This is a genomic window from Synergistaceae bacterium, from assembly GCA_012728235.1.
In the GTDB taxonomy this organism is placed as follows: Bacteria; Synergistota; Synergistia; order Synergistales; family Synergistaceae; genus JAAYFL01.
In genome coordinates this window covers 16,588-31,295 of sequence record JAAYFL010000041.1, presented here as the reverse complement: position 1 = coordinate 31,295, position 14,708 = coordinate 16,588, and the positions used below count along the sequence as shown (strand labels likewise).

The window sequence follows — 14,708 nt, the reverse complement described above, 5'->3', positions numbered from 1 at the left end:
GCCCATTACCGTTGATTTCATCCTACCGAAGAACGCTCAATCAGTACGACTTAGATGGCAAAATCACAGTGTGTTTTTGTTGCCAGTAAACTCAACGGAAGATGGGAATGAATATAGTTCCCTAATCGGGACAGACTTAAAAAATACAAAACCTGGACCACAACAGATAAAAATTTATTGGACAGAGGACTCTGTAGTAAAGACAAAAGAGTATGAGGTTGAATTGGCCGAAAAGATCTATCCTTCAGAAAAACTTACCGTGTCTCCTACAATGACTCAACTTTCAAAAGAAGCTTTGGAAAGAGTGAGAAAAGAAACGGAGTTAACGAAAAAAGCTCTAACCACCGTAACACCAGGTAAGGCGCCAAAACTTCCACTCGTGCGGCCCGTACCGGGGATTTATACCTCGCCTTATGGTAAAAGCAGGTATTTCAATGGAGAGCTTAAGGGACGACACAACGGTCTTGACATGAGAGCCGCAACAGGCACGCCAATTAAGGCGGCGGCAGACGGCACAGTTGTGTTGATGGGAGATTACTGGTTTGCCGGCAAATTCGTAATGCTCAACCACGGAGCTGGATTAATCTCCTTTTATTGCCACATGTCAAAGATTGAAGTGAAAGAAAATCAGGAGGTAAAAGCAGGGACTGTATTGGGATTGTCGGGACAAACGGGAAGAGTGACTGGCCCGCATCTCCATTTCAGCCTCGCTTGGAACGGAGAGTATTTTGATCCGGCGCCTCTGTTGGAAAATAAAATAGAAAAAATAGTCTTAGATTAATATCAGTCAACGAAAACATAGATAGAAACAACGGCCGCTTCTTTTGCAAATTAAGTGCGGCCGTTGTTTTGTCTTAAATATAATTTTAAAACTTTTATATTTATAAAATTAGCTTGCGCAGTTCTTCATTGGAAACAGGTGAAATGAGTGCTGGGGGGATATCAAAAACAGTTACTGCTCCACTTGCGCCATTTGCTGCCATTCTATGAACTGCTCTCGCATATGCGACTATAACACTTGCAGTAAATTCCGGATTTGATTCAAGCTTTAAAGAAAACTCATAAACCTGACTGTTCTCCTTGTCTACTCCGGTCACACCGCTTCTTATTACAAATCCTCCATGCCCCATTCCCTGATGCTCTCTTAAAAACTCTTCCTCAGAAATGAAATTGACTGTTGTGTCATAATCTGCGAAGTAGTTGGGCATGTTTACTATCGTATTTCTAATGCTCTCTTTGTCGTAACCCTCTTTTGCAACAACATAACACTCTCTTTTGTGCATTGCTGCGGCAGAGTATGGCGGGTTTTCAGAATTTCTCACGCTTTGCACTTTGCTTTCGATTGGGATGGTGTATTGCACTCCATACTTTACGCCTTCCACTCTTCGCACTGCTTCGGAATGTCCTTGGCTTAATCCTTTCCCCCAAAATGTATAGCTGTTGCCAGATGGAAGCACGGCTTGAGATATAAGTCTATTTAGAGAGAAGAGCCCCGGATCCCATCCGGTCGAAATAAGTGAAAGATTGCCATGTTCTTTAGCTGTATCGTCCATTTCTTTAAAGTATTCCGGAATTTTGCCATGATTGTCAAAGCTGTCTACGGTATTGAAGTGTTTTGCATACTCCAAGCTTTTTCCCAACAAATCACTTGCGCTGCCTCCGCAAAGTATCAAGACATCCACTTTTTCCTTAAAATTCATTATATCTTTTACGTTATAGACAGAACTTTCTTTCCTAGCCTTTTTTATATCGGAGGGCTCTCTTCTCGTAAAAATTCCTACAAGCTCCATATCCTCATTCTGAGCCACTGCCAATTCGACACCTCGTCCCAAGTTGCCATATCCTAGAATTGCTATTCTTATTTTACTCATAAGCACTCTCCCCTCATTTGCGAAGAGCAATAAGATCCTTCATGGAGTACAATCCTTTTGCCTGTTTCGCCAAAAAAGCTGCAGCTTTTACAGCGCCTTTTGCAAAGATATTGCGTGACAGTGCCGTGTGAGTAATCTCAATCAACTCATCATCTCCGGCAAAAAGAACTGTATGCACTCCAGGCGTTGTTCCGCCTCTTATTGAGTGGATGCCTATAATATCTCTGGTTCTGTCGTCATCTTTTGTGTGTCTGCCATATATATATCTTTTCTTTTTCTCGCAGTTTTCATTTATGGCATCTGCAAGAAGAAGCGCCGTCCCGCTGGGCGAATCCTTTTTTTTGTTGTGATGGTTGTCGATTATTTCAACGTCAAAATCGTTTTCCAAAACGGGAACTATGGTTGAAAAAAGTTCCGCAATAACGTTTATGCCAAGAGACATGTTGAATGAATAAAAGACAGGTATAGCCTCAGCAGCATTCATAACAGCGGCCTCTTCTTCGCTGCCGAGAGAAGTCGTTGCGACTACGACAGGAAGATTTTTTTCAGTGCAATATTCAAGCAGAGATGGTATTGCGCTGAAGTGGGAAAAGTCCAATACGACGTCTGCCGGCACATTACAGTCTGATATTTTTGTAAAAGCCGGATATGATTCCGTTCCGTCTACTGCTTTGTCCACACCGCAAGCAACTCTCATTCCTTCGGTATTCTCGATTATTTTTTCTATGGCCTGCCCCATTCTTCCTTTGCAGCCATGCAGCATTACATTAATCATAAAATCACACTCCTGTTCTATATGAGGCCATAGGCAGTCATCTCGCGCCTGATTCGCTCCGTTACCGCTTCACTTGGCGGACAGAGGGGCAGCCTATACACAGGCAAACATTTTCCCATCATTGAAAGAGCCATTTTGACCGGGATCGGGTTGACATCGGCAAAAAGTGCATCAATAAGAGGCTTCATATCCAACTGAAGTTTTCTGGCTGTTTCAATGTCTCCGTCAAAATAGCTTTTCGTCATTTTTACAGAATCTGCAGGGGCTACGTTAGCAACAACGGAAATGTATCCTATACCGCCTAATGACATAAGGGGTACTACCATATCGTCGTTTCCGGAATAAATACCAAAACCCTCCGGCACAAGTCTTGCTATTTCTGCAACTTGCGCGATGTTGCCGCTGGCTTCTTTAATCGCCACTATTTTGGGGTTTTTTGCGAGCTCTTTTACAGTCTGAGGCGCAATGTTTACCGCTGTTCTTCCGGGAACGGAATACAGTATAGACGGAATGTTTACTGAATCAGCTGTGACATTGTAATGCCTGATAAGTCCCTCTTGTGAACATTTGTTGTAGTAAGGCGTTACCAGAAGCAGTGCATCTGCTCCGGTTTTTTCAGCCTCTACTGCAAGATCAATGCCATGTCTTGTGTCGTTGCTCCCAACGCCGGCAATAACAGGAACTCTTCCTGCCGTCACATCGACACAGAATTTAATTATTTTGATATGTTCTTCGTCATTGGTAGTTGAGGCTTCTCCTGTAGTTCCGCATGATATTATCGCGTCAATGCCTTCTGAGATTTGCCATTCGATGAGTTCTTCGTATCTTTTGAAATCGATGCTTCCGTCACTTAAAAACGGGGTAGCGAGAGCTACTCCACACCCTTTAAATATCGCCATGTTTTTGTCCTCCTTCGCAGCTTTACTATGATATCGGCGATAAAAAAATCACATCTATCGATGCAACAAAACTTAAGTAAAAGCTGCAACCGATAGCGCCACTGCCATATAAAATACGGCAGGAGTCCGGAATATATTCTATCCCGTCCCAGCAGCGAACCATGTCTGGCACGCCCTTCGGTGATTCTCCCTTTCCCCGGGTTCATCGGCCACCGCCTCCACCGGATACTAATGATAATCACGCCTCTATCAATGTGCTTGAAATTATATATACTCAATAGCTCCTTTGTCAAATAAACGTATTTCGAGCGTTTACATATTTAACATTTCGTATCGCACAAAAATCCCATAAAAAGACGACACTCCATAACGGAGTGTCGTCAAGCTCTAAAATATTTTAAATAAGTTTAAATTAAGAGAGGAACCCCTCGTATAGCTCTTCTACCCTATTTACAATATCTTCCATGGTAGCGCCATTCTGAAGCGCATACCAAACTGCTCCTCCCATACCGACTCCCTCTTTAACATATCCCTTTTCATAATCTGAGAGTCCCGTATATTTTGAACCGCTAAGATCTATGGGAGCGACATAATAATCAACGTTTGCCATTTTTGCATATTTTTCAAAGCAGTTTGTTTCGTCTTGAATAACATATTTTGTGGTTGCTATCATCATCTTTCTTGTTATGCCCATATCTCTTATTAGCGCAGCTACTGCAGACATTTGAGTCCCCCCAGCCAAGATGACTTCAACATCATTAGGCAGTGCGGAAACAAATGAGGCAACACCAACTTGCATGGGATCTCCGACTTCAGCTGCTGCGTCAAGCCCCTTGCCTTTTAATCCACCGACTTCAATTCCTAAACGCGAAGAAACTTCTTTCCAAATCTCCTCTTTCAGCGAACAGGGGTTCACAGGTCCAGCTGAAGATACCATGCCATTGTAGCCTAAAGCTCTGAGCAGAAGGAGAGCTGTTGTGGTTCCTCCTGGTATAGACTCGCCTATAACAATTCTTTTGTTTTCTTTAGCAATTTCTTTTGCCAGTTGGGTTGCCTTGCTGTTAATTTCTTCCACGTTCAAAACAGCAGCTCCCTTTCTTGAGTCTCCTCCAGGAATGTCCGTTAATTTATAAAAGGGCGCCACAGGTGCAATTGATGCGCCTGTCTGAACCACAGATACTGGAAACTTCCCTTCCAAAATAGCCGCTTTGGTCACGATTGCCGGAGTGGGATGTCCGAATGGGTCCACCGGTACGGCATCTATTACTTTCGGTCTTTCAAAAAACAGTAAATCTGCGTCGGCAGGAGCGGTATAAGGCAGTACTTCCAAATTCGCTCCGGCCACTGATAGTCCCGGAATTTCAGCTATTTTTGTTTCTCCCATAAAGAGCATAAACATTTTACATTTCCCCCTGTTAGATGTATGATATCAAAGTTATAGTCTAGTTTTTAAGCTTTTCTAATTCTATTTCTTGTATTTTACAAATCAGCTATTTCACTCTTGATTTTATGTAAAAAGAACAGATATAGTTTTAACATATTTTTTTAATTTTGACGACTGGGGGGATATTTTAGATGGCTAAGCTTGCTGCAACAAGGGGCAATCTTGTTAAACTCAAACATTCCTTAAAAATGGCACAATCCGGTCACGAACTCTTAGACCAAAAACGACAGGTCCTGATGAAAGAGTTAGTGCGCTTTATAGATTCAGCCAAAGAAATTCAAAGTGAAATCGAGACAACTTTTAGAGATGCTTATAGAGCTCTGGAGAAGGCAAACATATCCATCGGAATAGATACAGTTGAAGACATTTCTGAATCGGTCCCCCTAACAAATGACATAACAGTTCGCTTGCATTCTATTATGGGAGTCGAAATTCCCGATGTTGACCCTATAGATACAAAAACAGTTCCGAGCTATTCTTTTCACGGCTCCACTGGCGCGATGGACGCTGTTTATGTGCAGTTTAAAAAGGTAATGTCCCTAGTGGCAAGACTTGCGGAAGTAGAGACCAGTGTTTATAGGCTTGCCATTCAAATCAGAAAGACACATAGAAGGGTAAACGCCCTTGAGAAAATCGTCATACCTTCAAACAAAGCAGACATCAGATTTATATCTGACGTTCTTGAAGAGGGAGAAAGAGACGATTTTATAAGAATGAAGTTGGCACAAGAAAAATTAGGCTAGTTAGAGCGGAGGTAGAACGATGAGCACATTGAATGAAGTACTTGCAGTGCTTCTGGGAGCGGAAGCGGAAGCTAAACGCATCGTAAGCGACTCAAAAAAAGAATCAGAGAGCTTATTCCATTCAACACAGGAAAAATTTGCCAAAGAGCGTACATCTCAGATGAACAGTGCAAGAGAGCAAGCCAAAGGCATAGTAGAAACAGCCATGAGCTCTGCAAACATCGAAGCCAAACAGATTTATGAAATGAGTAAAGAGGACAGTGCCAGAATTCAGAAGAGATTTGAAGAAAATTCTGACCCGGTAATAAATTTTATGGCTTCTGAAATAGCAGAAAAATATATAAATAAAGGAAGTATATAATTTTGCCAATCACCGCACACGGACAAGCAATTGCCGTTGGTGTTAAATCCCACGTTTTATACAGTCGTCTTCTGACTGCTGCCGACTACTGGAATTTATTGAATTTAAAAACTACGACAGAGATTTCAAACTTTCTAAGAGATACGGAAGGATATAAAGACGCTCTCAGTGGCTTGTCTACTGACCATGTACATCGTGTTGATCTGCAAAATGCGCTCAAGACGACTGTCCGTAGAGTGGGAACAGCTTTCCTTCCATATATATCGGGGCCCATGTTCAAACTTTTCACAAGCTGTCTCGCTTGGTACGAAGCGGAAGAATTGAAAAATATCTTTCGTTGGATACGTTCAAGAAGATTGACTCCGGACGAGATGAAACAAAAGCTTTCTTATATGGAATGCTCAAAAATCCCATTTTACGAACTCATAGATTCTACAAACTTTGATGACGCGCTTGAAAAATTAAAAGACACGAAATATTTCAAAGTATTAAAAGAGCCAGTGAAAAAGCTTATGGGGGGAGAAAAATCCCTTTTCTCTTTGGAGCTGGCCATAGACAACCTCGTAGAAACAGAGATATGCAAAAATTTAAATGAACTGCCTTTTGCTGAGATAAGTTTGCTTGAACCTCTTTTCGGATTAAGGCTAGATCTCTTAAATCTTTATCATTTTCACAGATGTTCTATTTATTATCATATGACAATAGAAGAAATTTTGAGCCAGATGCTCTCCGTCAGCTATAAAGTTAAATTTCATCACTTGCGCGAGATGTCCGAGGGAAAAACTTGGCAGGAGCATTTAGAAATACTTGAACAGCTGTTCCCTGTATATGCAAATATATTTTCGGAAGCGCTTAATCATCCGGATAAAGAGCTTGCTCTTGAAACGTCTATAGAACGCTATAAATATAAAATGACTCTATCTGTTTTTCAAAAAGGAGCTCCCGGTTTTCACACCGCGATGGCTTACTTTTTGATTAAAACTCAGGAGGTAGACGATATTATTCGAATAATTGAAAATGTTAGATATGGCTATAGCCGCGACGAATCAGCCGCATATTTGATTAGGCCCATTACCGACGGAGGTGTGCCCATATGGCAGTAATGAAAATGGTGGCTTTGACCATGATAGGGCCTGCTTCTGAAATGGGAGCAGTGGCACGTGAAATGCTGTTGTCAGGAGGATTCCAACCCATGCCTCTTGACGTTTTGGTAAACGACAGAGAATTGCGCTCCAAGATAACAACAGCTACGGACAACCCCTATGACGAACTTCTTGCTAAAGTAACATCAATATGGGAGATGGCGGGGGGTACTCTGCCTGAATCAACTCCCGTAACAATTGATAAAAACTTTACATTAAGCAACGCCAGATACAGTGTTGACCAGATTGCCCAAATTTTAAAAAATTGGAAAGAGAAACGCAGTACTCTCTTGGAAGAGGAAGAAACTTTTTCTGCGGCTAAGATTCTTTTGCAGAATCTCAAAGGCACAGAGTTTACTCCTGCAGATTTAGTGGGGAGTGACTTTATAGTTCCTTTCTTCGGCTACGTTTCAAATGACAACTACCAGCGTCTTGCGGACAGCAGCGATCAATCTCCAATTGCCGTTAATGAATTGACGACTACAAAAGACAATAAATGGCTTTTGATACTTACAACTCCGGACAGAGAACCTTCTGCAAGGAAACTGTTGGACGCTGTCTCCTTCAAGGAGTTCCCCCTCAAAGAGATAGCGGAGCAACTTAACGTAGATGATCCAATGGCTTTCCTTGATAAACACCTTGAAGGACATAGAAAGGCAATAAATAGTTTAGAAAGAGTCGCACGCAACACTCTTAACGAGAATAAAGAAGAGTACAAACATCTTTACTCACAGCTTTATACGATGCAGAGAGTTTATGACGTATGCAAGGGAAGAGGCAGTGTCAGTGACATGTTCTTAATATCAGGCTGGTTGCCAGATTCTTCGTTGGAAAACGTGCAGAAAACAGTCGAAACTGAGGCTCCCAACACTACTTTAATTATTGAAGAAACAAAGAATCTAATTTCCCACGGGATTAGGGTCCCGACTTTGCTTAAAAATAATTTTCTTTTTAGAGCATTCCAAGATATTGTTGCCATGTACAGCATCCCCTCTTATGGAGAGATAGATCCATCTCCTATAGTGGCTATATCTTTCATCTTATTTTTTGGTTTTATGTTTGGAGATGTTGGACATGGTCTCATGATTTATCTCGCTTCTCTCTTTATGGTAAAAAGCGGAAAAATGAAACGTTCTTTCGGTTTTGTTCTTAAATCCTCTGCCATAAGCTCCATGGTTTTTGGGCTTCTTTACGGAAGCGTGTTTGGATTAGAGAACATAATTAAGCCTCTCTGGCTCTCTCCGATGCACGACACAAATCGCTTAATTATAGTTGCGATTGCAATAGGTGTTTTCATGATTAGCTTGGGACTCTTCTTGAATATGATAAAACAATACAGAGACAGGGATTACGGGCGACTGTTGTTTGATGGGCAAGGACTTGCAGGGCTCCTTCTATACTGGAGCATAATTGCAATGGCTGCATTCAAAATGTCCGGCACAATAATTTCACCTACTACATCCAACTTCTTGAAGATTACTATATTGCTAATGATAGTTTTGATGGTTTTCCGAGACTTTCTGGCAAAAACTTTCCTCAAGCAGGAGGGAGAGAAAGAGTCAACTGCTCTGCTTGTGTTTGAAATTTTGCACAGTTTGCTCTCATTTGTGTCAAACACCGCTTCTTTTGTGCGTCTGGCAGCTTTTGCTCTTAACCACGTTGGACTCTCTGTTGCAGTTTTAATGCTGTCCGAAATGGTGCAAAATCTCCCGGGCGGAATAGTGATGAAGGGTATCATCTTTATTGCCGGAAACATCCTCATAGTTGGGCTCGAAGGCTTAATAGTCTTTATACAGACGCTGCGACTTCAGTACTATGAATTCTTCAGTAAATTTTATAGTGGCGGAGGCATTCCCTTTAAGCCGGTAAATTGGAAAAGAAACAGTGCTAAATATGTAGGCGATTCAAGTTAGATATGAAATATATAGTGAAAACAGCAAAAATTATAAAATTTTAAAATTAGAAAATGAAAGGGTGTTTTAGATGATAGGATTATCAATTTCTTGTATGGCTGTAGTTTCTATGATTACGATTGGATACGTTATGCACAAAAAAGGATATAAAGGAAATCGCACTATATACGGTGCAAGTATTGGAATATCTTCTTTATTGGTATTTTCCGGAGCAATATTGGCTCTAACGACTAGTCCGGCATTTGCCCAGGCGGCAGCTGCTCCGTTGGGATCCGGCGCTGGAATGGGTTTCCTTGCAGCCGCTATATCAACAGGGATTGCATGTTTAGGAGCAGGTCTTGCAGTCGCAAGTGTCGGCTCTGCTGCTCTCGGACTTGTAGGCGAGAAGCCTGAAATGCTTGGAACAACACTGATTTACATAGGTTTGGCTGAAGGTATAGCAATTTATGGAATTATCATATCTCTGCTTATCCTCGGACGCCTTCCGGGTTAAAAATGAAAGCATTTCTTGTGAGCGACAACCATGATTCTCTCGTAGGCATGAGGCTCGCGGGAATTCAAGGCTGTCTTGTTCGCACAGAAGAAGAGGCAGATGAAGCAATTAAAAAAGTCCTTAAACAAAAGGATATTGCGATTCTAGCCATAACGGAAAAAGCTGCAGCTCTTGCCGTAGAAATTTTACAGCAGTTGCGTGAACGTGCAGAGCTGCCTCTTGTAGTAGCAATTCCTGACAGGTTCGGCACCGAGCGCGGGGCAGACTTTCTCACACGCTACGTTCAAGAAGCAATAGGGGTGAAGATGTAATGAGAGAAGTGTCTAACAATAAAATAAATTCATTAAGAGACATAATTCTAGAAAAAGCGAACGGAGAAAAAGAAACTCTCCTTTCTGAATCTCATAGAGAGACAGAGGAATGGCTTACAAGAGAGACTGAAAAACTCCAAAAAGAAGTTGACCAGATTATACAGGAAGCCCATAAAAAGGCTGATGTCATCAGACGTAGGCACATTATGTCTGCAGAACGCGAGAAAGCAACAGCTATTTTGCGTACGCAGAACAGAGTTTTCTCTGACGCTTTGAATAAGCTACAGGATAAACTTGTACAGTTAAGAGATAGCAAAAGTTATGTAGACATCTTAACCGGCATGTGCGTTGAAGCGATTGAGTCTTTAAAGGATGTTGACTCTTTAACCCTTCGCCTTGCAACAGTCGATGCAGGATATGCAGATCAGATTATAGAAAAAACAAAAAAGATAATCCCAAATGTCACTCTCACTTTTGACAGGGAACCTGCGCCGATTTTGGGCGGATGCCGCATCTCTACTGCTGACAACAGCAGACAGGTCAATTTGGATTGGCAGAATATAGCACAAGAAATGGCAGATACACTTGCAGAACAGTTACTGCCTCTGCTTTAAGGAGGAATTTATTTGAGCTCGAAAATATATGAAGATCCTCAGAAAGTGGGAACTGTCTCCTATATAAATGGGCCTGTTATAAAAGCCGTAAACATGCGCAGTTTCGCAATGCACGAAGTCGTTCGTGTCGGTGAGAAAAAACTCATGGGCGAAATTCTAAATATGGAAGAAGACAGAGCCACGATACAGGTTTATGAGGATACAAGCGGATTAAAACTTGAAGAAAAGGTCTATGGAACCGGAGAACCCCTTTCAATCGAGACAGGACCGGGACTTATAGGGAGCTTTTTCGACGGCATAGGGCGCCCACTAGATGCTCTTTTAGAGAGTGAGGGTATGTACATATACCCGGGCACTACAGTCAACATGATTGACAGAGAAAAAACTTGGGACATAAATCCGACCGTGCAAGTTGGAGATTTAATTACTTCAGGGACTGTCTTAGCCACTGTGCAGGAGACAGAAAATCTGCTCCATAAAATTATGACTCCTCCAGGAATTGAAGGAGAAATAACTTGGATTATCTCGGCCGGAGAACACAAAGCGGGAGAAGATGTTGCAAAAGTCAAAGACGCATTTGGAAGAGAGATAACAATTCCTATTATTCGCCGTTGGCCGGTCAGAACTCCCAGACCGTACAGAGAGAGACTCCTGCCAAATGAACCGTTTATTACCGGACAGAGAGTCATAGATGGCCTCTTCCCCATTGCAAAGGGTGGAACCGCATGTATTCCAGGCGGATTCGGAACGGGGAAAACCGTAACACAGCATCAACTCGCAAAATGGGGAGATGCACAGGTGGTTGTATATATAGGCTGCGGCGAAAGAGGAAACGAGATGACGGACGTTTTGGAACAGTTCCCTGTCTTGGAAGACCCACGCACGGGACGTCCAATAATGGAGCGCACCATACTTATAGCCAACACTTCTAACATGCCCGTCGCAGCGCGAGAAGCATCAATATATACCGGCATAACCATCGCCGAATATTTTCGCGACATGGGGTATGACGTTGCAATTATGGCGGATTCAACTTCACGCTGGGCAGAAGCTCTCAGGGAACTCTCAGGAAGACTTGAGGAAATTCCCGCGGAGGAAGGCTTCCCGGCATATCTTCCAAGCAGGCTGGCCGAGTTCTACGAACGAGCCGGACGAGTCATCACACTTGGCGGAGAGACAGGCAGTGTAAGCGTTATAGGAGCAGTCTCACCTCCGGGAGGCGACTTCACAGAACCTGTTACAAGACATACAAAACGCTTTATACGCTGCTTCTGGGGCCTTGACAAGAGTCTTGCCAATGCGCGCCACTACCCCGCTATTTCTTGGATGGACTCATACAGCGAATATGCGGAAGAGCTGAATGAATGGTTTTGTACTAATGTAAATCAGCGCTGGGGAGAGCTGCGTGAATCGGCTCGAAACATCCTTGCGGAAGACAACAGAGTCCAACAGATTATCAAACTCGTTGGAGAGGACGTCCTGCCGGATGACCAAAGACTTGTGGCTTTCACAGCATTTCTTATAAAAAATGGATACCTTCAGCAGAACTCTTTTACACAGGACTCTTATTCTCCCCCTGAAAAGGGATTTGAGATATTGGATATAATTATAACCTTCCATACAGAAGCGATGAAGCTGATTCGCAAAGGAATTCCAATCTCACTCATAAAGGATGATGACTCTATCAACGCGATAACTCACTTGAGAGAGTTGGCTTCTGATGATGAGGAGGGCTTCCTTAATGTAAGAAAAAATATTAACAATCATTTAAAGCGAGTCGCTTCTGAACGCACCAAAAAGATAGGAGATATGTAGTCATGGCACAGCCTGAACATATTGGAGTAAAAAATATAAAGGGCCCTTTTGTCTTAGTCGAACACGCATCCGGCGTCGGATATGACGACCTTGTTGAAATAAAAGACAATCAAGGCAAGACTCGTCTTGGACAAGTCAGGATTCTTTCCGATCAAGCCGCATTGGTTCAAGTCTTTGCGGGAACGGAAGATCTGATCCCAAATACGACGAGGCTTCGCTTTCTGGGGCGGCCTCTGCAGGTGACACTTTCAAAGCACATGCTGGGTAGAACTTTTAACGGCCTGGGAGAACCGCGTGACGGATTCGGAGCTTTATTTGGCGGGGAAAAAGTCAATATAAATGGATTCCCTCTCAACCCTATGGCAAGAGAGTATCCAAAGAACTTTATTCACACAGGAGTATCTGCAATTGATACACTGACAACTCTTATTAGGGGACAGAAATTGCCTATATTCTCAGGCAACGGTTTGCCGCATAATCAGTTGGCAGTACAGATTGCAACTCAATCAAGGATTAGAGGTTCAGAGGACTTCTCCGTCGTATTTGCCGGAGTCGGAATAAAACATGATGACGCGACATTCTTGACGCAGGAACTTTCTTCACGCAGCAACAACAATAATATAGTTACTTTCTTGAACCTGGCAGATGACCCGGTAATAGAGAGGATAGCAACTCCTCGTATGGCTTTGACAACCGCGGAATATCTAGCCTATGAATTAGGACATCACGTTTTAGTTATAATAACTGATATGACAAGCTACTGCGAAGCTCTTCGTGAGCTCGGAGTTGCCGCGGGAGAAGTCCCCAGTCGAAAAGGCTACCCAGCATACCTTTATAGCGACTTGGCTTCTCTGTATGAAAGAGCCGGAGTGGTTAGAGGCAAAGAGGGAAGCGTTACACAGATTCCCATTTTATCTATGCCAAACGATGACATAACACACCCCATTCCTGACCTTACAGGATTTATAACGGAAGGGCAGATTGTCATCTCTCGCGACCTCGATGCCAGAAACATCTATCCTCCGATAGACATACTGACAAGCCTCTCGCGTCTCATGAAAGACGGAATAGGAAAGGGCTACACAAGAGAAGACCACCCAAGCGTATCGAGCCAGCTATTCGCTTCATATAGCAGGGTCCAGGAAGTCCGAGCTCTGGCCGGAGTCGTAGGTGAGGATGAACTTTCAAAAGCGGACAAACAGTCGCTTGTATTCGGGAAACTCTTTGAAGAGAAATTCTTGAAACAGGGGAAAGAGGAAGACCGAGAGATCGGCTCCTCGCTTGATATGGCATGGGAAATCTTGTCCTCTCTGCCAAAAAGCGAACTCACACGTCTCTCTATGGATGAGATTGAGGAGTATATTAAGCAGTAAAATAGTTTTATTTTTTTAATTTACCAATAAATAATCCCTTAAACGTCTCAATTAAATGAGTTAGGTTTAAGGGATTTTACTTTTAGTTGTATATGAAATATAAGGATAACTTTTTACAAATATTCAATTTTGGGGACGGCTTCTGCCAGTATTTTTGTGTAGGGGTGTTTCGGTGAAGAAAGAACTTCTTCTGTGCTTCCCGCTTCGCAAATTTTGCCGTCTTTCATGACGATAATATTTTTAGCCACTCTTCCGGCAAGCATCAGGTCGTGTGTTATAAAGAGCATAGACATTCCGGATGTTACACAGTCGTCAAGGATCTCTATTATCTCGCCCCTTGTCGAAACATCTTGCATTGACGTCGGCTCATCACAAAGAAGCAATCGCGGTGAAAGCATGAGAGCTCTGGCTATCCCGACACGCTGTCTCTGACCGCCTGAAAGGTTGACGGCTCTGGATGAAAAGATTCGCTCTGACTCAAGGCCTAGTGTATTTAAAAGAGAGATCGCCCTCTCTCTTCTCTCATTTTTGCCCATTGAGCTCTTCGCTATGACAGCCGGCTCAATTACAGAATCCAGTACAGTAAGCCCGGGCGGAATGGCTCCATATGGATCCTGCTGTATATAGCCACACATGCGTCTTAGTTCATTGTATTCAGAAAATGATATGGCATCTGTTGAACGTCCAAAGAGATTAACACTTCCGGCACCTCTCTCTACAAATCCCATTATGGCTTTCATGAGCGTTGTCTTCCCACTTCCGGACTCCCCAACAATCGCAAGAGTGTCCCCCTCTGCAAGAGAGAGTGAGACTCCGTCTACTGCAGTGTGAACAGCTGACGCTTTAGATTTGAATCGAACAGTCAAATCTTTTACTTCTAAGACGTTATTCATCACATTCTTCTCCGTCATATATCATTTTTCGTCCACCCTTTATAACATAAACAATATGAAT

16 protein-coding genes are annotated in these 14,708 nt (G+C 42.8%); 10 read left to right on the top strand and 6 right to left on the bottom strand.

Annotated elements, in window-relative coordinates:
• The first annotated feature begins 76 nt into the window (after positions 1-76).
• On the top strand, positions 77-781 hold the full coding sequence (locus GXZ13_03710) for a M23 family metallopeptidase (GenBank protein NLX74944.1): 705 nt from the start codon (positions 77-79) through the stop codon (positions 779-781).
• 100 nt (positions 782-881) lie between these two features.
• Here GXZ13_03710 and GXZ13_03705 read toward each other — a convergent pair whose 3' ends face one another.
• The 5 genes from GXZ13_03705 to GXZ13_03685 form a co-directional block, all read right to left on the bottom strand.
• The gene (locus tag GXZ13_03705) at positions 882-1,871 is read right to left on the bottom strand and encodes a diaminopimelate dehydrogenase (protein NLX74943.1); all 990 of its coding nucleotides are present in this window, start codon (positions 1,869-1,871) and stop codon (positions 882-884) included.
• A gap of 13 nt (positions 1,872-1,884) precedes the next feature.
• Entirely contained in the window at positions 1,885-2,646 is a 762-nt protein-coding gene (locus GXZ13_03700) for a 4-hydroxy-tetrahydrodipicolinate reductase (GenBank protein ID NLX74942.1), read from the bottom strand.
• Positions 2,647-2,663: 17 nt separating this feature from the next.
• Positions 2,664-3,545, bottom strand: a complete 882-nt coding sequence (locus GXZ13_03695) for a 4-hydroxy-tetrahydrodipicolinate synthase (GenBank protein ID NLX74941.1) — start codon at positions 3,543-3,545, stop codon at positions 2,664-2,666.
• The gene (locus GXZ13_03690) at positions 3,518-3,751 is read right to left on the bottom strand and encodes a hypothetical protein (protein NLX74940.1); all 234 of its coding nucleotides are present in this window, start codon (positions 3,749-3,751) and stop codon (positions 3,518-3,520) included. The genes GXZ13_03695 and GXZ13_03690 overlap by 28 nt, the downstream gene beginning before the upstream one ends.
• Before the next feature lie 206 nt (positions 3,752-3,957).
• Positions 3,958-4,944: a TIGR00303 family protein gene (locus GXZ13_03685; GenBank protein NLX74939.1), complete on the bottom strand. Its 987-nt coding sequence runs from the start codon at positions 4,942-4,944 to the stop codon at positions 3,958-3,960.
• 176 nt (positions 4,945-5,120) lie between these two features.
• Between GXZ13_03685 and GXZ13_03680 the strand changes: the two genes are divergently transcribed.
• The 9 genes from GXZ13_03680 to GXZ13_03640 all read left to right on the top strand — a co-directional run bounded on the left by GXZ13_03680 (position 5,121) and on the right by GXZ13_03640 (position 13,754).
• Positions 5,121-5,732: a V-type ATP synthase subunit D gene (locus GXZ13_03680; protein NLX74938.1), complete on the top strand. Its 612-nt coding sequence runs from the start codon at positions 5,121-5,123 to the stop codon at positions 5,730-5,732.
• Between the two features lie 19 nt (positions 5,733-5,751).
• Positions 5,752-6,093 (top strand): hypothetical protein, encoded by a 342-nt coding sequence (locus GXZ13_03675; protein ID NLX74937.1) that lies wholly within the window; start codon positions 5,752-5,754, stop codon positions 6,091-6,093.
• A gap of 2 nt (positions 6,094-6,095) precedes the next feature.
• The gene (locus tag GXZ13_03670; protein ID NLX74936.1) at positions 6,096-7,196 is read left to right on the top strand and encodes a V-type ATPase subunit; all 1,101 of its coding nucleotides are present in this window, start codon (positions 6,096-6,098) and stop codon (positions 7,194-7,196) included.
• Positions 7,187-9,148 carry an ATPase gene (locus GXZ13_03665; GenBank protein NLX74935.1) on the top strand — a complete coding sequence of 654 codons (1,962 nt, stop codon included), beginning with the start codon at positions 7,187-7,189 and terminating at the stop codon, positions 9,146-9,148. The genes GXZ13_03670 and GXZ13_03665 overlap by 10 nt, the downstream gene beginning before the upstream one ends.
• 70 nt (positions 9,149-9,218) lie before the next feature.
• Positions 9,219-9,641, top strand: coding sequence for an ATPase (locus tag GXZ13_03660; GenBank protein ID NLX74934.1), 423 nt, complete (start codon positions 9,219-9,221; stop codon positions 9,639-9,641).
• 2 nt (positions 9,642-9,643) lie between these two features.
• On the top strand, positions 9,644-9,952 hold the full coding sequence (locus GXZ13_03655; protein NLX74933.1) for an ATP synthase subunit F: 309 nt from the start codon (positions 9,644-9,646) through the stop codon (positions 9,950-9,952).
• On the top strand, positions 9,952-10,566 hold the full coding sequence (locus tag GXZ13_03650) for an ATPase (GenBank protein NLX74932.1): 615 nt from the start codon (positions 9,952-9,954) through the stop codon (positions 10,564-10,566). The genes GXZ13_03655 and GXZ13_03650 overlap by 1 nt, the downstream gene beginning before the upstream one ends.
• A gap of 24 nt (positions 10,567-10,590) precedes the next feature.
• Positions 10,591-12,381 carry a V-type ATP synthase subunit A gene (locus GXZ13_03645; GenBank protein NLX74931.1) on the top strand — a complete coding sequence of 597 codons (1,791 nt, stop codon included), beginning with the start codon at positions 10,591-10,593 and terminating at the stop codon, positions 12,379-12,381.
• A 2-nt stretch (positions 12,382-12,383) separates the two neighbouring features.
• Positions 12,384-13,754 (top strand): V-type ATP synthase subunit B, encoded by a 1,371-nt coding sequence (locus tag GXZ13_03640; GenBank protein NLX74930.1) that lies wholly within the window; start codon positions 12,384-12,386, stop codon positions 13,752-13,754.
• 113 nt (positions 13,755-13,867) lie between these two features.
• Here GXZ13_03640 and GXZ13_03635 read toward each other — a convergent pair whose 3' ends face one another.
• Complete coding sequence (locus GXZ13_03635; protein NLX74929.1) at positions 13,868-14,665, bottom strand: ABC transporter ATP-binding protein; 798 nt, start codon at positions 14,663-14,665, stop codon at positions 13,868-13,870.
• Positions 14,666-14,708: the final 43 nt, after the last annotated feature.